Genomic DNA, 20,101 nt, shown 5'->3' on the forward strand with positions numbered 1-20,101 from the left:
GCGCGGATAGCTTCACCGTTCATGACCCCGACTCTGCGCACTGAGCGCCTGCTGCTGGAGCCGTACACCCCCGAGGACCAGGAAGACTTCGTCACCCTGTTCCAGGACCGGAGGGTTTCGCAGTGGATGGGCGACGGCCCTGCCACCGAGGCGGAGGACCGTGCCCTCTTCGGACGGGTCTTCTCGAAGGTCTACGCCCAGGATCTGTTCGACGTCTGGGCCGTTCGCCGGAACGGTCTCCTGATCGGACACGCCGAGATCAAGCCCACCGACGTGGCCCAGGGCTACGAGATCATCTACGCGCTGTCCCCCGATGTGTGGGGCTCGGGCCTGGGCACAGAGCTGGCCGAGGCGATCGTCGCCCACGGCTTCGACACCCTGGGGCTCCCGCAGGTGTACGCCACCGTGGCGGCGTCGAACAGTGCCTCGCTGGCCCTGCTGAACAGGATCGGCTTCGAGTTCGTCCGGGACATCACCGAAGAGGACGGCAGCACCACTCACGTGCTGACGCGCCGCCGGGCCGTGCAGCCCACCCGGCAGGAGCCAGTGGGGCCGGTCTCGGACCGGTGAGTTGGCGGCTGACGTGCGTGTCCGGTTTCCGGCGCCGCATCGAAGAACCCTTGCCCTGCGGCTTGGGGATCTGTCGCTCGGTATCGTCGCGCTCTTCGGCTGGACCGGGCGCGGGACTGATCGGCTCCTCGGCCCGGCCCGGAACGGTGAGTCTCGCGGATGCCGCGCTTCCCGGGCGGCCGCTGGTACTCGGTGATCGCCAGGGTCCGTGCACACGCCCGGCTGCCACGCTCGGCCGTGACCGCGGTTACCGATCCACACGGCAAGCCCGCCCTCGTCAACGCCACCGACCTGCACTTTCGGCTCCGAGTCGCCGGGGCCGGCCATCCGGTTCCCGAGGTGTGAAGCGCGTCAGCACACCGGGAACCGGACCGCGAGCACAGGTCAGAGCTGGAACTCGGCGGGAGACACTCCCAACGCCGTGCACGCCTCACGGATGACCATCTGCTCGGCCTGGGAGAAGTCGCCGTCAGCACCCGCGATGACGATGCCGGTCTGGATCACCGCCCTGGCCTCGGTCGGCTTCTTGGCGGCCTTGGCGATGTCCTGCATCGCCTCGGCCTTGCCCTGCTGGAAGTTGTGGCTCAGCTGGTCCACGTGTTTGTTGAAGCGCTGACGCAGCTGCTCCGGCGGGAAGTTCTGCAGCACGTCATTGCTGAGAATCATCGACTCGACGTGCTGCCGCTCGGCCGGATCCACGTGCCCGTCCGCAGCCGCGACCAGTGCGCACATCGCCATGCTCGCGTCCCGGTAGGCACCGCTCTTCAACTCGGTCTTGAGAGAGCTGAGCTGACTCTTCAACGCGCTGACCACCTGAGCACGTGCACCACCGCCGGACCCCGCGCCGCGGCTCTGCCCGCCGGTCGCACCACGCCCGCCCTGAGCCTGCTGGAAGGTCTTGGCCTGGTCCTTGAGCCGGTCCCACACTGCCATTGACGTCACCTCGGTATTCGTCTGAGCCATCTAGCGAACCCGCTCGCGCGCGCTCCACCAGTCCAACGGCCACCGCCGGGCAAAGGTTCCGCAAAATGCCCTGGTTCCACGCTCGCAGCTTTCACGCCCCGGCTCCTGCACCGGATGCGGGCCGAAACCACGTACAGCGGTGGTCCGGGCTCTGCCGGAGCGACGGGCCGTGGCGGCTTACGAACCGTTGCTCATCGGTGGTGGCGCGGGCGTCGGGAAGACGACTGTCGCCTGGGAGGTGTCCGCGGTGTGGCAGGGGCGGAGGACAGCGCACTGCCTGGGTGACGTCAATCGAGGGCGACTACATGGACCAGATCCATCCCGCTCCCGACGACGATCCCCACCGCACAGCGATCACCGAACGCGACATGGCCGCGGTCCGGTCGAACTACGCGTCTCTCGGTGTCCGCACCCGCGCCGGGGCCGGGCAGCCGGCCGTCCGCCTCCTGGAGCGGCGTGGACCAGCACGCCGCCGCCCCGGCCGGCCGTCTTCGGCTGCGCGGAAGAGCGGGGGGACCAGCCAGTCCTGGGCGCCCTTCCAGGGGCGGGACAGCGCGACGACCGGCGCAGCGGTGAGCACTGGAGAGGACGCCTCCCCATGCGCAGCGCCAGGTCACGGTAGTCCTTCACCAGTGGACCGGTGGCGACGTCGGCGACGAGCACCACGTAACGCCGACGAGTACCACGTAACGCGGCGGGCGGCCGTGCCGCACGAGCACGCGGGAGCCACGGGGCTCACAGCCGTCCGACCAGGGGTTCGGCGCCGGGGGAGGCGGCATCAGCCGGGTCGGTCATGGTTCGCACATCGGTGCTATGAAGGGTACATGAGGGTATTTTCCGGACGATCCCGGACGTCGTCTCGTCCCCCGCCCACCAGACGCGCGCGGGATCGTCGCGGCTCTCTGCTGGACCCGCGCAGTGCGGCCGGGCAGGTATTCCTCGTCCAGATCGTGATCGTGGTTCTGCTGGTCGTGGCCGGGGTGGTGAGCGTGGTGGTCCAGGCGTCGCACGACGCTGTCCAGCAAGCGCGCCGGGACTCGGTCGTCGCGGCCCAGGCGTTCGCGAGTGCTCCTGGCGTGGTCCAGGCGCTGCGCAGCAGCGACCCGACCGCGGTGCTGCAGCCACGGGCCGAGGAGGCCCGCAAGAGGACGGGCGTCGATTTCATGGTGGTCACGGACACCAAGGGGATTCGCCACACGTACCCCTACCCGGAGGAGATCGGGAAGAAGTTCGTGGGCAACATCCAACCGGCGCTGGAAGGCCGCACCGTCGTCGAGCAGGCCGGCGGGCCGCCCGTGCCCGCGGGCAGGGGGACGGCCGTGCAGGCGGTGGTCCCGGTGACCGACGCGAACGGCGAGGTCGTCGGCCTGGTCTCCGCAGGGATCACGGTCAAGAACGTGTCGGGACTGTGGGTGCCGCAGTTGCCGATCATCCTCGGAACCGGGGCGGCCGGACTGGTGCTGGCGGCCACGGGGACCATGCTGGTGTCCCGGCGGCTGCTGCGGCACACGCACGGCCTGGCCCCGCTGGAGCTCGCACGGCTGTACGAGCACCATGACGCGGTGCTGCACGCGGTTCGGGAAGGGGTGCTGATCACCGCCGCCGACGGGCGGCTGCTGCTGGCCAACGACGAGGCGAGGCGGTTGCTGGGCCTGTCGGCGGATGCCCCGGGGCGCCATGTGCGTGAGCTGGGACTGGCGGAGCGGATGACTCAGTTGCTCACGTCCCCGGAGGCGGTCACCGACGAGGTGTACCTCGCCGAGGACCGGTTGCTGGCCGTGAACAAGCGCCCGACGTTCCCGCACGGGGACCGGGGAGGCAGCGTCGTGACGTTGCGGGACACCACGGAGCTGGCTGCCGTCTCGGGGCGGGCGGAGGTGGCACGGGAGCGGCTGACGCTGCTGTACGAGGCCGGGCTGCGGATCGGAACGACGCTCGACGTCAGGCGTACGGCCCAGGAACTGGCCGAAGTGGCGGTACCGCAGTTCGCCGACATCGTCGCCGTCGATCTGCTGGACGCGGTGCTGCGCGGACAGGAGCCGACGGCGGAGGGATGGCGGCATCTGCGGCGTGCGGCGATCAGCGGCGACCAGCAGGTCATGCCGATGTATCCCCCGGACGAAGTGATCACGTTCTCGCCGGGAACGCCTCAGATGCACGCGATGCAGCAGGGGAGCGGCGTCCTGGAAGCGGACCTGCGGCAGGCGCACGGTTGGCAGGAGCAGGACCCGGACCGTGCCCGCAAGGCCATGGAGCTCGGGTTGCATTCGTTGGTGACCATGCCGCTGCGGGCACGGAATGTGCCGCTGGGCGTGGCGAACTTCTACCGATCAGCGCCTTCCCCGGCGTTCGAACCGGAGGACCTGTCCTTCGCCGAGGAACTGGCCGCACGTGCCGCGGTGGCCATCGACAACGCCCGGAGGTTCGCCCGGGAGCACGCGATGGCGGTCACACTGCAACGCAGTCTGCTGCCGCGCGGGCAGCCCAAGCAGGACGCACTGGACGTGGCCTGGCGGTACCTGCCGGCGGAGGCGGGGGTGGGCGGGGACTGGTTCGACGTGATCCCCCTGCCGAGCGGGCGCGTGGCGCTGGCGATGGGCGACGTCGTCGGCCACGGGCTGCACGCCGCGGCGACCATGGGCCGACTGCGCACCGCGGTGCACAACTTCGCCACGCTGGACCTCCCCGTGGACGAGGTGCTCGGGAAGCTGGACGACCTCGTCGTACGGATGGACAACGAGGAGAAGACCGAGGATGCCGCTGAGGGCCACGAAGGGGAGGGGGTGACGGGAGCGACCTGTCTGTACGCGATCTACGACCCCGTGTCGGGTAGTTGCACGATGGCCCGGGCAGGGCACCCCGAGCCGGTGCTGGTGAGTCCGGACGGATCCGTCACCTGTCCCGGTGTGCCGGCATCGGCCCCGCTGGGCCTGGGCTGCTACCCCTTCGAAACCGCCGAGCTGCATCTGAGCGAGGGTTCCCAACTGGTCCTCTACACCGACGGCCTGGTGGAGGAACGAGCCCGTGACATCGACGTCGGGATGGAGCAGCTCAGGCGGGCACTGCGCGAGGCCGGGAGGCGCACTCCGGAGGAGGCGTGTCAGGCGGTGATCGAAGCACTGGGACCGGTGCACCGCGCCGACGACATCGCGCTGCTGGTGGCGCGGACCCGGAGGTTCCCGCCCTCGTGCGTGGCCGAGTGGGGCGTGCCGTCGGACCCCGCGGGGGTGCCGTCGGTACGGGCGCGGTGCAGGGAGACGTTGCGGGGTTGGGGGCTGGAGGAGTTCGGATTCAGCACGGAACTGATCCTCAGCGAGTTGGTCACGAACGCGATCCGCTACGGGGTGCCGCCGGTGAAGGTGCGGTTGCTGTACGGGCGCTGTCTGATTTGCGAGGTGTCGGACGGCAGCAGCACTTCGCCCCGTCTGCGGCGGGCGACGACCACGGACGAGGGCGGACGGGGTCTGTTCCTCGTGGCGCAGTTCGCGCAGCGATGGGGCACGCGTTACACGGCTCGCGGCAAGGTCATCTGGGCGGAACAGGTCCTGAACGGCGGCGCACCCACCGCCACGGGACACGCACCGGTCGACGCGCTCCTCGAACAGTTCGGCGATGCCACCCTGTGAGCTCGCGCATCACCCTCGACGAAGGCGCCTGCCGCCGGACACCCCGGGCCGCCCGTGCCGCGGCACCGCTCGAGAGCGCGGTGGACGGGGAACCAGGACGAGGTGCCCGACTCCACGGTCCCACCCCACCGCCGGTGCCTGTCGGCTGACTGTCCCCAACGGTATGCCGCGGTGCGTCTGGTCCTCGATACCCCCTTGCCCGGTGGCACGGCTTGTGCCGGAGGGAACCGCGGCCCTGGGCGGGCTCGTGTCCTGGTACGGGGGGAAGGGAAACCGGGCGAGGTTCGCGGGGGAATCCATGCAGATCATCGAGGTGACCGGATATGCCGTCCGATCCGCCGTGATCACCATGAGGCGGACGGGGAAGCCACTGGAATTCGTGATCTTCCCGATGGTGCATGTGGCTTCGCCGACGTTCTACTCCCAGGTCCGCATCAGGCTCAGGGAATGCGACCTCATAGTCATGGAGGGAATCCGAGGGAAGTCGGTCCGAGTGAGTGCCCTCGCGCTTGCTTACCGGTTCACCTCACGGCGTCGGCGCAACGGCCTGCAGGAGCAGCGCGATGAGCTGCTGCTTCCCGCGTCCGTGCCGGTCGTCAACCCGGATGTGACCGCGGCGGAGGCGATCGCGGACCTGAAGACACTGCCGTGGTGGACGTACCTGCTTCTCATGGTCTCGGCTCCGGTGATGGGCGCGGTATTGGCGTTGCGCGGTCCGCGGGCCTTCCTCGATGAGGACCTGGCGGTCGACGATCTGCCGTCGACGCCGCGGGCGGAGATGATGGCCGACGATCCCGTGGTGCATGCGATGACCGGTCGGCGCGACAATCAGTTGCTCGAGGCGCTCGGCGAGATTTACGCGGAGCGTTCCGACGAGCCGATCCGGGTGGCCGTCGTCTACGGAGCCGGCCACGTCCCGGCGATCGTCTCCGGTCTGATGGATCGTTACGGGTACCGGGCACGTGAAGCGGAATGGCTCACGGTCTTCGTCCCGGCGTAGAGGCCGGGCGGAACCGGTTCCGCCCGGCCCGGCAGCCGGCGGCGTTACGGCCGCTTTGACCACGTGATGCCGAGGGGGGTCAGCGGCCGGCTGGTGTCGCGGGCGTGTCTGCGCCCGAGCCCGGCCTCCGAGACGCTCCCTGGAAGGACTCGGGCGGTGGCCGAACGCCTGTCGCCCGCCGCTGAGCGCTCGTGTCCGGTCTCGTGGCGGACGCTGCCGCGACGGCCGTGGCCAGTGGATCGCGGGCTGGGCGGCCAAGGAGGTCCGCGAGGCCGGGGGCGGTGTCGTCCAGGAAACCGTGTCGGATCCCCGTGGCGATCGAGGCGAGCAAGGGGGGCTGGAACGGCAGCAGCCCCGGCGTCTCGTCGAGGAGCCTGCGCCGGTACTCGCCCAGGCTGATGGTGCGGTGCGGGACGCCGAGTCGACCGGCCACCTGCCCCGCCGTGATGGGCGTGCCGACGAGTTCGTGGACGAGCCCGCTGTGCCGTGCCGGATGCGCCGCGACGATCGCCGCGGCATCGGCGAGGTCCTCTCGCGCGACCGCGGCCAGGGCACCGTCGCCGAACGCGGACTCCACGCCATGGTCGGCCCACTTCAGGAGCGCGCCGAAGAGTTCGGCGTAGAGGCCGTTGCGCAGGATCGTCCACGGCAATCCGCTCGCCCGCACCAGGCGTTCGGTCGCGCGGTGCGCGAGCGCGAAACCGAGGTGGTCGCCGGCACCGGTCAGGCTCGTGTAGACGACGTGGTGGACCCCGTCGCGGACGGCGGCGTCCAGGACCGCCGCGTGCCGGTCGACGACCTGGTCGTCCTCGGCGTAACCGGCGGAGATCAGCACCAGGGTTGACACACCGGTGAGATCGAGGCGCGCGCGGTCGTCGAAGTCGAGATGCCGCATCCCTTCGCCCGGCGTGCGGCTGCCGCCCGTCGCGACGACGCCGCGGGCGCGCAGCGCCGCAAGCGTGGCCGAGCCGAGGTTCCCGTTCGCTCCGGTCACCAGAATCATGTCAGTCGCAGTCTTTCCGTCGTGGTTCTCATCGGTAACTACGCTTGATCCTCGACCGCACCCCCGCCGGCCACAAGAAGGCAGTTCGATGTCACTCACGCACACCGGGGTAACCACCACCCCCGCCGACCTCGACCCCTGCGGACGCGAGGACCACCCCGACTGCGGCATCCGCGACGTCCTGGACCGCATCGGCGACAAGTGGTCGGTGCTCGTGATCGTCGAACTCGCGGGCGGGCCGCGCCGGTTCCGCGAACTCCAGCGCGCCATCGACGGCATCTCCCAGCGCATGCTCACCCTCACCGTGCGCAGGCTCGAACGCGACGGCCTCGTACTGCGCACCGTGTACCCGACCGTCCCCGCCCGGGTCGACTACCGCCTGACCGAGACCGGGACCGGCCTGACCCACTTGGTCAAGGCACTCGCCGACTGGTCCCTCGCCCACCGTGCCGTCATCGCCGAGGCGCGGCGCGCGTACGACCGGACCCACCCCGACCACGACATCCGCTGACGAGAACCGCCACCGCCGCACATCGGCCACTTGTTGAGGAAGCGAACCACGCCAACGGCCCCGCTCCGGAGGGCGGCATGATCAGCGCTGGGGGATGCTCCCTTGGGCGCAGCCGTCAGGCGGCCTGGACTGATCGGCTTCCTCGCCGCGTTGGCGGTGCCGCCCGACCCCACTCACCCTGCCCCCGTCGACCGTTCTCGCCGAGGCCGTCGCCCGGACAGCCGCCGTACCGAGTGCCGTGCCGAGGCGCTCGACCGCACGTGGACCAGAACCGGCAAATGACGTCACCCCTGCGTCTTCGGGGAGCCGTGCTCACCGGGGTGGAAGATCCGGTCCAGGTGGTATTCGAAGATCGCGGTGGCGGACTCCGGGCTGCGCTGGCCGACGAGGATGCTGGTGCCGAGTCCGGCGGACATGGCCAGCAGGCTGACCGCCTCCGCCCCGGGGTCCACGCCAGGCCGCAGCAGGCCGGCCTCCTGTGCCTGCCGGAGGAGGCCGGTCAGCATGGCCTCGGCGGCATCGGGGTCCTTGATGAAGGGCTGGGACGCGAGCGCCTCGTCGTGGACGGCCAGAACGGCGTAGGAGGTGTAGAGGTGATGGAAGGCGCGGCTCTCTTCGTCGGCCGGCAGTGCCGCCATCAGCAGTGACTCGACCAGCGCACGGGGACCCGGATCGACCCCGGCGGCCCGGATCCTGGCGGCGACCCGCTCACCGAATCTTTCGGTCAGATGCCGTAGCCCGAAGAGCAGCAACTTCTCCTTGGTCTCGAAGTAGTACTGCACCAGACGAAGCGACACACCAGCCTCCGCCGCCACGTCGCGCATCCCCACGGCATGCAGCCCGCACCGGCCGGCGACCCGGACGAGCGCCTCGGCGATCTCGGTCCGCCGCTCTGCGTGATCCACGCGCTTGGGCATCGTCAGACTCTCCGTCAGTCGTCCCACCGATGGTCGTTCCCACCGGTACGGGCCTTGTCGGCCCCCTTGATGATACAGGCGTACCACCAACGTGGTACGTTCGTATCACCAAGACCGACTACCCTGGAGGTGGCCGTGCCCAGGACCGCAGCAGTACGCACCCAGCGCGATGTCGGCCGTTACGTGAGCAGCGCCTGGCGCGACCGCTACTTCGAGGCCTGCGAAGCGGTCTACGCGATGGGTGCCCCCGCGCTGTCGGAAGAGGACGTGGAGACGTCCTTCGGCACCACGCACGTCTACCGCTACGGTCCCGCGGACCCGGCCGCCCGGTCCCGCACGCCCGTTGTCCTCGTGCACGGGGCGGGTTCCTGCTCCGCCATGTGGTACCCGAACACCCCCGCCCTCAGCGCCGAGCGACCCGTCTACGCGATCGACACCCCGGGCGACCCCGGCCGCAGCGAGCAGCGCGAGCCCATCCACCAACCCGAACGCGCCGCACAGTGGCTGGACGAGACACTCGCCGGACTCGGACTCGACCGCGTCCACCTCGTCGGCACCTCGTACGGCGGGTGGCTCGCCCTGAACCACGCGAACCGCAGGCCCGGCCGCCTCGCCTCGGTCACCCTGCTCGACCCCGGCGGCCTGGAGAAGGTGGGGCTGCGCTTCTTCTTCTGGATCTTCGCGAGCCTCTTCGCGACCTTCGCCCCCAAGGCACTTCGCCCACGACTGGCGGCCTGGCTGGAGCAGCCGGTCCTCGTCGTGCCGGAGCTGCGCACGATGATCAGAACTTCCGTCCGCGCCTATCGCATACGGCGTCCGGTTCCGCTTCCTCTGTCCGAGGACGAGCTGTCGACCATCCGCACCCCGCTCTACCTGGTGCTCGGCAAACGCAGCCTGCTGGTGACCCCGCGCCGGCAGGTGGAGCGCGTGCCCCGCCTGGTGCCGGGCGCCCGGGCCGAGATCGTCGCGAACACCGGTCACGGCCCGCAGATCGACCACGCGGAGGAGATCAACCACCGGATGCTGGACTTCATGAACTCCGCCGACTGACGACTCCGAAAGCCGATGAGCCGAGGCGCCGGCCCACCCGCAGCTCACCGCAGGTGCCTGCCCTCTGGGGAGGCCCGCCCGCTACGATCATGGCTCGTCACCCGCAACACCGGGGAGGGGCCGTGACAGAGGGGCGGAGCGTGGCGGCAGGTGCCGTCGTCGAGCTGCGGTACGAGCTGGGGCAACCGGACTGGTCGGACGCGTTCCACGCACGCGGGCGGGCACGGGGGATCAAGGGCCGGCTGCAAGGACTGCTCCTGCCGGTGCTCCTGGCCGTGACGGTGTGGCTGCTCACAGGCGACGTGCCGGCCGCGGGAATCGCCTTCCTCGGCAGCCTGTTCGGCCTCGTCATCAGGACAGGGGTCCTGGCCGCGCGGCATGCCAAGATGGGCGCCCCGCTGGGGCCCTGGACCGTGACCGTCGCCGACTCCGACGACGCCGTGCGCTTCGCGGGCCCGCACATGGAGACGCGCCGGGGCTGGCAGAGCCTCGGCGGGTACGTCGAGACCGCGGCCGGATTCGTCCTGCTGACGCCCCCGCCGTATCTGCTCGTCCTGCACTACCTGCCGAAGCGCGCCATGGGCAGGGACGACACCGACCGGCTGCGCGGCATACTCGATCGCCACCTGCCGCAGCACGGCAGCCGCCCGCCCCAGCACTGAGATCCGGCACGATCCGCGGGTCTCGGCGGCACCGGGAGGGGCCAATGGCCGACCGCGGCGTCCTCGTCCCGGTCGGGCGGGGGCCGACAACCGGGTGGGCGCGGCACCGTGAACCGTTCCGCTGCCGTCCGGCTGCGGAGTGCCGTGCTAACAAGACGTGATGGATCGTAGCCCTCCCGCCACCACGCGAGCCGTTCGCCGGAAGGAAGACGATCACGTCTCCGTCACCCGCATGTTCGCCCTGACCGACGGCGTGGCGGCCATCGCCCTCACGCTGCTCGTCCTGGAGATCAAACTGCCCTCCGGCCTGCGGGGCGCCGCGCTCGACCGCGCCCTCGACGAGACCTGGGCCGAACTGGGCGCCCTGGCGCTCAGCGCCGTCGTCATCGCACTCTTCTGGAGGGTCCACCACACCGCCATGCGCGGCGCCGTCCAGGTCGACACCGGCCTGTTCTGGCTCAACGTGACCTTCCTGGCGCTGCTGTCGCTGATCCCGTTTCCCACCTCGGCCCTTCAGGACTACGGCGATCAGCCGCTCGGTCCCGCCCTGTACGGAGGCGTCGTCGGTGTCACGGCGTTGGTCCTGTACGCCATCGCCCTGCGCGTCCGGCTCCGCGCCGGCGAACGGCCGGGCACCGTTCCGTTGCCCTCTCAGGCGTTGGTGTTCCTGGCCTCCGTAGGCATCGCCCAGCTGTCACCGACCGCCGCCATGTACTCCTGGGCCGCTGCGGTGCCGCTGTCCGTGCTCGCGGACCGCCTGGCCCGCCGACAGGGAGGCTGAAGCCCCGACCCCCGACCGCGCCCGCCTGCGCGCTTGGCGGAACGGGAGACAGGGGCGGGCGTCGGGCTATTCGGGGCAATGGCGGGCGTCGCGCGGCGAAGCGCGAACAGCCCGGTCCTACATTGGGTCGCCATGAGACACGTTCCGCCTGATCAGGTCCTCGGCCCAGGACGGCGCAGCGCCCTTTCCGGGGTGCTCGGCGCGGCGGGTGCCACCCTGCTGGCCGCCGGCTGCACCACCACGGAGGCCTCCTCCGCTCAGGCCCCGACCCCGGGCACGGCTTCCCCGTCCGCCGGCGGGCCCACGCCCGGCGTGATGACGCTCTTCGGCAACCCGGAGTTCAACTTCAGCGGGCTCCTGGCGCTCGGCGGGGCCGATCAGGGCAGCGCCGACGTGGGCGAGGTCCTCACCGCCGTGAACGCGATCAACAAGGCAGGTCTGTCGGCACAGACGTACGTCGAGACCTTCAGGAAGCTCGGCGACCGGCTGATGCGAGCACCCGAGGGCGGACGTCCCGACCGGGAGACCACGCGCTTCCGGGCGCTGAGAGCGTCGCAGTACTACGCCCAGGCGCTCTTCTTCGTCCTCGGCTCCCGCGACCCGGGCAGCGAGGAGGAACTGTACGAGGCCTGCCGCGGCGCATGGGACACGTTCTGCAAGGCGTGCGACCCGGCACCGGTGACAGCGAGGGTTCCGTACGCCAGGACCGCGCTGCCCGTATGGCTCTTCCGCCCCGACGCCTCGGGACGCCGCCGCCCCACCGTGATCCTCACCAACGGCAGCGACGGACAGAACGTCGACATGTGGACGTACGGTGTCTCCGCCGCGCTGGACCGGGACTGGAACGCCCTGGTCTACGAGGGTCCCGGCCAAGGACAGATGATCTTCGTGAACCAGGTGGTGTTCAGCCCGCGCTGGGAGACCGTGGTCGCACCGCTCGTCGACTGGCTGACCGCCCGTTCCGACGTGGACGCCGACAAGATCGCCCTCACCGGGCTGAGCATGGGCGGCGATCTGGCTCCCCGGGCCGCGGCCTTCGAACAGCGGATCGCGGCACTGGCGGCGATGCCCGGCTGCCTGGATCCGTGGCTGGGCTTCGGGGAGCTCCGGGAGATCCTCACCCCGAACAAGGCGGAGACCAACAACGTCTGGAACAAGGAAGTCGTGCCGCAGCTGTCCCCTGCCGACGCGGCGACGGTGAAGAAGCGCTTCGAGCCCTTCTCCGTGCCGGCGATGCTCGCCGCCCGCCAGGGCAGGATGTTCACCGATTTCTACACCCCGGCCAAGCTCATCGAGTCGATGAACATCACGGACGTCGTGGGCCGTATCAAGGCACCCACGTTGGTCCTCGACTACGACTTCGAGCAGTTCTACCCCGGCCAGCCACGCCAGATGTTCGACAAGCTGACGGCCCCCAAGGAATACGTGAAGCTCACCGCGGCGACCGGCGCGCAGCTGCACTGCTCACCGATGGCGCCCAGGCAGCACTGCGAGGTCGTCTTCGACTGGTTGCAGGAGACACTCTGAGACGCTCCGGGGCGGCTGACCCTCGATTCCGCAGCCCCCGGCCAGGCTGTGCTCGCCCGTGGTCCGGCCGGGCGTTCGCCATCGGGTGATGTCCACGCTCAAGTGGCCGGCCAGGCAGGGGAGTTGATCGCGGCCGGCGAGGCGTGCGGTGCACCCGGTCCGAGTGACGAGGGTCCGCCGGCCGCGGCGGGACCGTCAGCCCCGCACCCCGCACCCGGCGCCGCCCCGCACCCGGCGCCGCCCCGCACCCGGCGCCGCCCCGAGCCCGGCGGCCGTCTCGGGGATCGGCGACCGGGCAAGGGCCGGCAGGGCGGGCAGCGGTCACACATCAGGGCGTGAGTGCCGGCGACGCGGCCTCCCACGCGAACCCGTCCGGGTCGGTGAAGGGCCCGGCATCGCCGGCGATCAGGAGCCGGTGTGATCCGGTGCCGTCGGGGGAGACACCGGCGTCCTTGGCCAGGGCACGGCGCCTGTACAGCGCCAGCTTGACGGGACTCGACCCGGCGGCGAACTCGACGTACATGCGGCCGAAGCTCTTCGACACGGCAAGACCTCGGTCGACGTAGAACCGCTTGCTCGCGGCCACGTCCGCGACTCCCAGCAGGAGCACGATGTCGTCGATCCGCCCGGTGGCCGGACCGGTGTCCTTCTTCGCCGAGGTGGCGACCTTCCAGATCGTCCCGTCCGGGGCTTGTACGACGCCCCCGTAGCCCCAGAACGACTTCGTGGCAGGCTTCAGCGGCGTGGCGCCGGCCTCGAGGGCGGCGCCCATGAGGCTGTCGACGTCGGCCGGCTGGGACACCGTGAGCGACAGCGTGAACCCACGGAAGCCGGTTGTCGGTGCCTCCGAGGCCCGCAGGCGCAGCTGCGTGTCCGGACCGAAGGCGGCGGTGTAGAAGCGGTGGGCGGCCGTGGGATCGGCCACGTCGAGGGTGACGGATTCGATGAATGCCATGGCCATCACGCCAGGTGTGGCTCGGCGACCGGCGCTTCTCGATTCCTGACCGGTCTTGTCACCTGTTTCGCCACACACGGCGGCATCCCCGCCGCAGGACCCGTCGCACGGTGCCGGTAGGCGCTGGGCGGCATGCCGACCAGCTCGGTGAAGCGGGTACTGAAGGTGCCCAGCGACGAGCAGCCGACCGCGAAGCAGACCTCGGTGACGCTGAGGTCACCACGACGCAGCAGCGCCGTCGCACGCTCGATGCGACGCGTCATCAGGTACGCGTACGGCGACTCGCCGTAGGCCAGCCGGAACTGGCGGCTGAGGTGCCCGGCGGACATGTTCGCACCGCGGGCGAGCGCCTCGACGTTCAGCGGCTGCGCGTACTCGCGGTCGATCCGGTCGCGGACGCGGCGCAGTCGCGCGAGGTCGCTCAGGCGCTGCGCCGCGGTGCGTGCGCGCCCCCACGAGGGGTGACACATGAGAGAACTCCTTCTCAACGATGGCCGCGAGCACCTGGGCTGCATGCGCGGGCCGATGTGGGCGCCAGGCGCTCGATGACGGCGATGACCGGCTTGCCGGAGCCGACGGGCCGGTGGAGCCGTTCCGGCCGGTCGAGCGACTGCTCGGCGGCGGTGGGACGGAGACCGGCTCGGCACGGAGGTGCACGTTGCCTTTCTGGGCGGCCGGCGTGCACGCCGCGGGGTCGGCGGCCGACATCGCGAGCACTGCTGCGAGGGTGCGGCCGCCGGGGAGCGGTCGAGGACAACGGCACGGAACGCCGGCCGCCGTACTCCTCGCAGGTGGTCGCGACACCGGCCCTCATGGCCGAAGCGGGGACCGGACGGCTCAGCGGAGCTCCTGGATGCGGACCAGGTTGCCCGCGGGGTCGCGGAAGGCGCAGTCGCGGATGCCGTACGGCTGCTCCGTCGGCTCCTGGACCACCTCGGCGTCGCCGGCCTGCACCTTCTCGAACGTGCCGTCGAGGTCCGGGGTGGCCAGCAGGATCCAGCCGTAGGTGCCCTTGGCCATCATCTCGGCGATGGTGCGGCGCTCGTCCTCGGTGATCCCGGGGTCGGTGGCCGGCGGCGCCAGGAGGATGGACGTGCTGGGCTGGTCGGCGGGGCCGACCGTGATCCAGCGCATCCTGCCCTGTCCGACGTCGCTGCGGACCTCGAAGCCGAGGGCGTCGCGGTAGAAGGCCAGGGACGCGTCCGGGTCGTCGTGCGGGAGGAAGCTCGTGTGAATGGTGATGTCCATGGCGATCAGGCTAGGTGCGGCGTCGGGACCCGCGCTTCTCGATTCCTGACCGATCCGGTCACCTGTTTCGCCACCACGCGGTCGCGTCCCCGCTGTCGCGCGCACCGCCTGGCGCCGGGTCGCCCAGGACCTCGGCCCCGGTCCTCCAGGTGGTCACAGGCCGGGGCAGCGTCTCCTCTGATGCGGAAATGCGGGGGCCGCAGGCAGGGACGGGCGACGACCGATGAGTTTCTCCGTGAGCCGCAGTCGTAGATCCTGGTTGGTGCGCCGCAGCCGTGAGTGTGGTCGAAACGCGCACCGGCCGAACCCGCTGAAAACCAGACACGAGATACCGAGGAACCTTAGATGCGTACTCTGATCAGCACCGCCTTCGTCTCGCTCGACGGCGTCGTGGAGGCCCCGGGCGGTGAGCCCGGTTACCGGAACGCGGGGTGGACCTTCAAGGACGTCGAGTTCCTGCCCGAGGCGTTCGACATCAAGGGCCGGGAGCAGAAGGAAGCCACGGCCATGTTGCTGGGCCGCGTCAGCTACGAAGCCTTCAGCGCGGTGTGGCCGGACATGGAGGACTTCGCCGACTACAAGGTGATGCCGAAGTACGTCGTCTCCACCACCCTCACCGAGGACGACCTGGTGTCGAACTGGGGCGAGACCACGATCCTGCGCTCGCTCGACGAGGTCGCCGCATTGAAGGAGACCGAGGGCGGCCCGATCATCGTCCACGGCAGCGCCGCCCTGAACCACGGCCTTTCGGACGCCGGCCTGATCGACCGCTACCACCTGCTCGTCTTCCCGCTCCTGCTCGGCGCGGGCAAGCGTCTGTTCAGCTCCACGGACAAGGACACCCAGAAGCTGAAGCTGGTCGAGCACGAGGCCTACCCCAACGGCCTGCAGAAGAACGTCTTCGACGTCGTCCGCTGACACGGCTCGCGCACTCGCGGCCGCCGCGTCGGCCCCGGACGCCGGCAGTCACCGTCGGCTGCCGCATGAAACTTCACGTTCAGCCCGCCGCGGGATCGGCCGGAGGCCGCGGGCATGGTCCTCAGGTTCGCCGACCTGGGCCTGCTCCTCGGCTGATCCCTCGGCTGATCGCTCCCTCGCGCCGCGGCCGCCGCCGGTCAGCCGGCCGCGTTGTCGACACGTAGCCGGACCTGCTGCTCCAGTCGTTGAAGGCTCGTGTCCAGGGCGTCGTGCACGGCCCGCTCGCCCGGGTCGTGGCTGTCACTGAAGAACGACAGGTGCACCGTGACCTCACTCGCACCGCTGCCGATGCCGGCGACCTGGAGCCAGCCCGTGTAGCTTCCTTGATCGCGGGTGCCCCACTCGATCCGCATCTGATCACGCTGGGCCCGCAGCAAGGCGGAGGTGTCCCTGTCCGTGCCGTTGTCGTGCACTGTGACGGCAGGCAGTTCGCCGGCGTCCAGGTGCAGGGACTCCGGCAGCCAGGTGTCCATCTGGTCGATGTTGGCGGCCTGGTCGAAGACGTGCTCGGGTTGTGCGGGCATCGTGCGTGAGCGTTCGTACTCGGTCATGCCTACCGTCCTCGCTCGGGTTCGTACACCGGATCACGTGCGTCTGTCCGCACGCAGGACCGTGCCGGGCCCGTCACCGGGGGCCGGTGACCCGGCTCATGTCGGCCATGACGGCCTCCTGGCCTGCACTCGGCGCAGCGGATCCGGGCGCGGACACGTCGGGTACCCAGCGCCTCGAGCCGCGAATCAGAGGCAAGAAGTGCGCGCGGACCATCGCCGCTCGGGCCGAGTGACCGACGGGTATGAACTCGTCGCGCCCCTGATGACATAGTGGTGCCTCGGTGCCTCGGTGGCGTGCGGTGCGGCATCGGGACATGCGCGTGTGGTTCGAGATCGGGGCGATCCACACGCCGCGGCGGGAAGTCCCCGTACCCCGCGACTCGTTGGCGCACGATCGGAGAGCGACGGATGCCGGGTGGACTCATCGCGCTGGCACTCGGCGGATTCGGCATCGGGCTGACCGAGTTCCTGATCGCGGGGCTGCTGCCGCAGGTGGCGTCGAGCTTCTCGGTGTCCGAGGCGGCTGCGGGCTGGCTGATCTCCGGGTACGCGTTGAGCGTCGCGGTCGGAGCGATCGCGCTGACCGCGGCGACGGCGCGGCTGCCCCGCAAGCAGGTACTGGTCGGGCTGGTGGCGCTGTTCGTCGTCGGCAACCTGTTGTCCGCGGTGGCGCCGAGCTATCAGGTCATGCTGCTCGGGCGGATCGTCGCGGCGTTGTGCCACGGTTCGTTCTTCGGTATCGGCTCCCTGGTCGCTCGCAGCCTGGTCGCGCCGGAGAAGAAGTCCCACGCGGTGGCGATCATGTTCGCCGGGCTGACGGTTGCGAACGTGCTGGGCGTACCGTTCGGCGCGCTGGTCGGTGAGCGCTGGGGATGGAGAGCTGCCTTCTGGGCGGTCACCGGAATCGGCGTGCTCGCGCTGGCGGGAATCGTCGCCCTCGTCCCCGGCCGGGCGGGCCAGACGCGGCCGCCTGCCGTGACGGGCCGATCGGACCCGATACCGCCCAGCGGCTTGCGGGCCCAGTTCCGAGCGTTCCGGTCCTGGCAGGTCTGGCTGACCCTGACGGCCACCGCGCTCAGCTACGGCGGGATGTTCGGTGCGTTCAGCTACATCGCCTACACGTTCACCGAGGTCGGCGGCTTCTCCCCAGCGGATGTCGCCTGGCTGCTGATGGTGTACGGCGTCGGCCTGGTCGTCGGAAACCTCGTCGGCGGGCGAGCGGCCGACCGTGACCGTGACCGCGCCCTGGTCCTCGCCTTGCTCGGACTCACCATCACCCTGGCCTTGTTCGGTCTGCTGGCCGCCAGCGCCACCGCGTCGGTCGTACTGGTGTTTCTCCTGGGGCTGTTCGGGTTCGCCAGCGTGCCCGGCATGATCACTCGCGTCACCGACGTCGCCCACGGGGCGGCACTGGCCGCAAGCGCCAATGTGTCCGCGTCCAACGTCGGCAACGCCCTTGGGGCCTGGCTCGGAGGCTTGGCCATCACCGCGGGCCTCGGCTACACCGCCCCGCTCTACGTGGGCGCCGGTATCGCCCTGACCTCCGCCATCGTCATGGCCGTCGCCGCACACCAGGCGGCCGGGTCACCCACGCAGCAGACTGACTCCTGCACGTAAAGGGATCTCGGTCAGCCGCCGAGAACCAGGCCGGCGCCGTCGAGGCAGCCGTCGTCCACCCACTTCCTGCCTGTTCCGGTGCGGAGCTGGGCAGTTGGAACATCGCGAGCCGGCCGACGCTCACGGTGGAGAATCCACGCAGGGGGGCGGTCAGGTGGGGACGGACGTTGTCCCGGACGATCCCCAGTCAGTTGTCACGCACGGCCAAGGCCGGCTCGCGCACCATGAACACGTCTACCGGATCCTCGGTCTCAAGTCTGAACCCGTGCCGCTCGTACAGCCGCCGGGCAGGACTGCCCCGCAGCACGTTCAGCCGGACCAGGGTGCCGTCGCGGTCGCACCGCTCCAGCAGCCCACGCAGGACGGCCGCGCCGATGCCGCTGCCCTGCACGTGCGGGGCCAGATAGAAGTGCTCCAGCCAGTGGGCGTCCTCGGCCGGCCGCAGCGACACACAGCCGGCGAACGCGCCGCCCACCTCGATCACCCAGGTGTGCGCCGGTACAAACCCCTCCCGCAGCCGCTGCCGCACCCGCTGCTCGTCGTACCGCCCGAGCCGCTCCAGATCCGCCCGCAGCACCACGGCCCGCAACTCGGCCACCGCCTCGACGTCCGCCGCCGAAGCCGACCGAATCTCCCAGTCCGCCATGATCGCCAGACTACCGGGCCGAACCGGCAGACGATCGAGACGCGATGCGGCGACGAACCGGCCCGGGTCGGATCGGCGAACGCCTGGGCGTCTCCCAGCCCGGCGGCCTGACTGCGGGCGCTCGGACAGAGGTCCTTGCACGTAGGCAAAACGATCACAAACCCCGAGACCGTCGCCGAACGTGACCAGACCAGACCATCAAGAGCGAGCGGAGTGCGCGTCAACCCCCATGGCCCCACGCGCAGTCCGTTCCCCGGTGTGCGCCGCGGCCGCGGTCGTGGCGAGGAGACGAGCGGTCCCCGACCCGGTGCCTGTTGGGCGGGAGCCATTCCTGGTGTGCGGTGGTAGAACGAGGCTGTACTCGGGACTGCTGGCAGCAGCCGGGGTGCGGGCCGAACTAGGGGACCGGGGGAGGGAGTTGGCATGGCGGCAGAGAACATCGACGATGTCGTGGACGGACTTGCCGGGATCGTGCGGGAGGCCGGCCGCGCCGGTGACCGGGTCGGGTACTTCGCGGCGCTGTACCGACAGGTGACCGTTGAGGTCCGAACGGCCATTCAGGCTGGGCAGTTCGACGACGGGGCCCGCATGGACCGTTTCGACACGCTCTTCGGCAACCGCTACTTCGACGCGTACGACGCATGGCGTCGTGACCAAGGCGGACCGCGTTGTTGGCGCGAGGCGTTCGGGCTGCTCGACGACCCCGACACCATCATCGTCCAGCACCTGATACTCGGGGTGAACGCGCACATCAACCTCGACCTGGCCGTCGCCGCCGCGCGGACCAGCCCCGGCGACGCCATCCACGCGTTACGGCGTGACTTCCTGCTGATCAACGACATCCTTGCGCGGGTGGCGCTGGCGGTGCAGGACTCGGTCGGCGCCGTGTCGCCCCTCATGTCGCTGCTGGATCAGATCGGGGCCCGCACCGACGAGCGGATCCTCGACTTCAGCGTCCGTCAGTCCCGAAAGGAGGCGTGGTACAACGCCGTCCTGCTTGCCGGACAGAACGAAGCGGAGCGCGAGGCCACCATCGAGCGGCTCGACATCCGGGCCGCCGTGCTCGCACGGTTGACAACGCGACCGGGCGGCCTCGTCCGGCCGGCCCTGCATCTGATCCGGAGCACCGAGAGTGATGACGTGCCGGCCGTCATCACTCATCTGGACAACGTCATGGAGCGACCCTCCGCCCGGCAGGGGACGGGGTGAGGTGCGGCGGACCGACCGTCCGGCAACCCGCTGGAGCCGCCGCCCGACACGCGCTCACCTGGTGACAGAACGAATGCGGTCACCACGAATGCGGTCACCGCTGGTGCTGTCGGCGGGTTCCTGACCAAACGCGTCGGGCCCGGCTGCGTCTGGTGTCACCTGCGAGCCTGCCTGTCTCCTCGCGCAGCCGATCCGGCTCGTCACACGGGTAGCTGATCGCCGCAGTGGACTGCATCACCGGTGGGGCAGCGAACCTCTTCCCGGTCCCCATGGCTCTGCAAGCGCAG

The 20,101-nt window shown here is 70.4% G+C and carries 20 protein-coding genes and 1 pseudogene; 12 read left to right on the forward strand and 9 right to left on the reverse strand.

Annotation, left to right across the window (positions count from 1 at the left end):
- The first annotated feature begins 21 nt into the window (after positions 1-21).
- Positions 22-570 (forward strand): GNAT family N-acetyltransferase, encoded by a 549-nt coding sequence (locus tag ACF1A1_RS34100; protein WP_392005205.1) that lies wholly within the window; start codon positions 22-24, stop codon positions 568-570.
- 384 nt (positions 571-954) lie between these two features.
- On the opposite strand, the gene ACF1A1_RS34105 is transcribed toward ACF1A1_RS34100, so the two are convergent.
- The gene (locus ACF1A1_RS34105) at positions 955-1,503 is read right to left on the reverse strand and encodes a tellurite resistance TerB family protein (RefSeq protein WP_392005207.1); all 549 of its coding nucleotides are present in this window, start codon (positions 1,501-1,503) and stop codon (positions 955-957) included.
- 199 nt (positions 1,504-1,702) lie between these two features.
- Between ACF1A1_RS34105 and ACF1A1_RS34110 the strand changes: the two are divergent.
- Positions 1,703-1,943, forward strand: a pseudogene (locus ACF1A1_RS34110) (hypothetical protein); the annotation flags it as partial.
- Here ACF1A1_RS34110 and ACF1A1_RS34115 read toward each other — a convergent pair.
- Positions 1,922-2,113 carry a DUF5941 domain-containing protein gene (locus ACF1A1_RS34115; RefSeq protein ID WP_392005312.1) on the reverse strand — a complete coding sequence of 64 codons (192 nt, stop codon included), beginning with the start codon at positions 2,111-2,113 and terminating at the stop codon, positions 1,922-1,924. The pseudogene ACF1A1_RS34110 and the gene ACF1A1_RS34115 overlap by 22 nt on opposite strands.
- A gap of 244 nt (positions 2,114-2,357) precedes the next feature.
- On the opposite strand from ACF1A1_RS34115, the gene ACF1A1_RS34120 reads away from it, so the two are divergent.
- Together ACF1A1_RS34120 and ACF1A1_RS34125 are read left to right on the forward strand one after the other, a co-directional pair.
- A complete protein-coding gene (locus ACF1A1_RS34120) occupies positions 2,358-5,159 on the forward strand; it encodes a SpoIIE family protein phosphatase (protein WP_392005313.1) in 2,802 nt (933 codons plus the stop codon).
- Positions 5,160-5,457: 298 nt separating this feature from the next.
- Positions 5,458-6,159 carry a hypothetical protein gene (locus ACF1A1_RS34125; RefSeq protein WP_392005209.1) on the forward strand — a complete coding sequence of 234 codons (702 nt, stop codon included), beginning with the start codon at positions 5,458-5,460 and terminating at the stop codon, positions 6,157-6,159.
- A 79-nt stretch (positions 6,160-6,238) separates the two neighbouring features.
- Here ACF1A1_RS34125 and ACF1A1_RS34130 read toward each other — a convergent pair whose 3' ends face one another.
- Positions 6,239-7,162, reverse strand: coding sequence for an NAD(P)H-binding protein (locus tag ACF1A1_RS34130; protein ID WP_392005315.1), 924 nt, complete (start codon positions 7,160-7,162; stop codon positions 6,239-6,241).
- 88 nt (positions 7,163-7,250) lie between these two features.
- Here ACF1A1_RS34130 and ACF1A1_RS34135 point away from each other — a divergent pair, with 88 nt between their 5' ends.
- Positions 7,251-7,673: a winged helix-turn-helix transcriptional regulator gene (locus ACF1A1_RS34135; RefSeq protein WP_392005211.1), complete on the forward strand. Its 423-nt coding sequence runs from the start codon at positions 7,251-7,253 to the stop codon at positions 7,671-7,673.
- A 284-nt stretch (positions 7,674-7,957) separates the two neighbouring features.
- Here the strand turns inward: ACF1A1_RS34135 and ACF1A1_RS34140 are convergent, their stop codons facing one another.
- Entirely contained in the window at positions 7,958-8,590 is a 633-nt protein-coding gene (locus tag ACF1A1_RS34140; RefSeq protein WP_392005213.1) for a TetR/AcrR family transcriptional regulator, read from the reverse strand.
- A 135-nt stretch (positions 8,591-8,725) separates the two neighbouring features.
- Between ACF1A1_RS34140 and ACF1A1_RS34145 the strand changes: the two genes are divergently transcribed.
- The 4 genes from ACF1A1_RS34145 (at position 8,726) to ACF1A1_RS34160 (ending at position 12,610) form a co-directional block, all read left to right on the forward strand.
- Positions 8,726-9,640 carry an alpha/beta fold hydrolase gene (locus tag ACF1A1_RS34145; RefSeq protein ID WP_392005215.1) on the forward strand — a complete coding sequence of 305 codons (915 nt, stop codon included), beginning with the start codon at positions 8,726-8,728 and terminating at the stop codon, positions 9,638-9,640.
- A 140-nt stretch (positions 9,641-9,780) separates the two neighbouring features.
- Positions 9,781-10,302 carry a YcxB family protein gene (locus ACF1A1_RS34150; protein WP_392005216.1) on the forward strand — a complete coding sequence of 174 codons (522 nt, stop codon included), beginning with the start codon at positions 9,781-9,783 and terminating at the stop codon, positions 10,300-10,302.
- A 232-nt stretch (positions 10,303-10,534) separates the two neighbouring features.
- Positions 10,535-11,083 carry a TMEM175 family protein gene (locus ACF1A1_RS34155; RefSeq protein WP_392005218.1) on the forward strand — a complete coding sequence of 183 codons (549 nt, stop codon included), beginning with the start codon at positions 10,535-10,537 and terminating at the stop codon, positions 11,081-11,083.
- 132 nt (positions 11,084-11,215) lie between these two features.
- A complete protein-coding gene (locus tag ACF1A1_RS34160; protein ID WP_392005220.1) occupies positions 11,216-12,610 on the forward strand; it encodes an alpha/beta hydrolase family protein in 1,395 nt (464 codons plus the stop codon).
- A 328-nt stretch (positions 12,611-12,938) separates the two neighbouring features.
- On the opposite strand, the gene ACF1A1_RS34165 is transcribed toward ACF1A1_RS34160, so the two are convergent.
- The 3 genes from ACF1A1_RS34165 to ACF1A1_RS34175 all read right to left on the reverse strand — a co-directional run bounded on the left by ACF1A1_RS34165 (position 12,939) and on the right by ACF1A1_RS34175 (position 14,813).
- A complete protein-coding gene (locus tag ACF1A1_RS34165; protein WP_392005222.1) occupies positions 12,939-13,565 on the reverse strand; it encodes a glyoxalase in 627 nt (208 codons plus the stop codon).
- 5 nt (positions 13,566-13,570) lie between these two features.
- The gene (locus ACF1A1_RS34170) at positions 13,571-14,035 is read right to left on the reverse strand and encodes a helix-turn-helix transcriptional regulator (RefSeq protein ID WP_392005224.1); all 465 of its coding nucleotides are present in this window, start codon (positions 14,033-14,035) and stop codon (positions 13,571-13,573) included.
- Positions 14,036-14,402: 367 nt separating this feature from the next.
- Positions 14,403-14,813, reverse strand: a complete 411-nt coding sequence (locus tag ACF1A1_RS34175) for a VOC family protein (protein WP_392005226.1) — start codon at positions 14,811-14,813, stop codon at positions 14,403-14,405.
- A 345-nt stretch (positions 14,814-15,158) separates the two neighbouring features.
- Here ACF1A1_RS34175 and ACF1A1_RS34180 point away from each other — a divergent pair, with 345 nt between their 5' ends.
- Positions 15,159-15,731, forward strand: coding sequence for a dihydrofolate reductase family protein (locus ACF1A1_RS34180; protein WP_392005228.1), 573 nt, complete (start codon positions 15,159-15,161; stop codon positions 15,729-15,731).
- Between the two features lie 197 nt (positions 15,732-15,928).
- On the opposite strand, the gene ACF1A1_RS34185 is transcribed toward ACF1A1_RS34180, so the two are convergent.
- Positions 15,929-16,342, reverse strand: a complete 414-nt coding sequence (locus ACF1A1_RS34185; RefSeq protein ID WP_392005230.1) for an SRPBCC family protein — start codon at positions 16,340-16,342, stop codon at positions 15,929-15,931.
- 408 nt (positions 16,343-16,750) lie between these two features.
- On the opposite strand from ACF1A1_RS34185, the gene ACF1A1_RS34190 reads away from it, so the two are divergent.
- Entirely contained in the window at positions 16,751-17,959 is a 1,209-nt protein-coding gene (locus tag ACF1A1_RS34190) for an MFS transporter (RefSeq protein ID WP_392005232.1), read from the forward strand.
- A 187-nt stretch (positions 17,960-18,146) separates the two neighbouring features.
- On the opposite strand, the gene ACF1A1_RS34195 is transcribed toward ACF1A1_RS34190, so the two are convergent.
- Entirely contained in the window at positions 18,147-18,605 is a 459-nt protein-coding gene (locus ACF1A1_RS34195; RefSeq protein ID WP_392005234.1) for a GNAT family N-acetyltransferase, read from the reverse strand.
- Between the two features lie 423 nt (positions 18,606-19,028).
- Here ACF1A1_RS34195 and ACF1A1_RS34200 point away from each other — a divergent pair, with 423 nt between their 5' ends.
- Positions 19,029-19,814, forward strand: a complete 786-nt coding sequence (locus ACF1A1_RS34200) for a DUF5995 family protein (RefSeq protein WP_392005236.1) — start codon at positions 19,029-19,031, stop codon at positions 19,812-19,814.
- The last annotated feature ends 287 nt before the right edge of the window (positions 19,815-20,101 follow it).

The organism is Streptomyces sp. NPDC014995 (assembly GCF_043080745.1).
GTDB lineage: Bacteria > Actinomycetota > Actinomycetes > Streptomycetales > Streptomycetaceae > Streptomyces.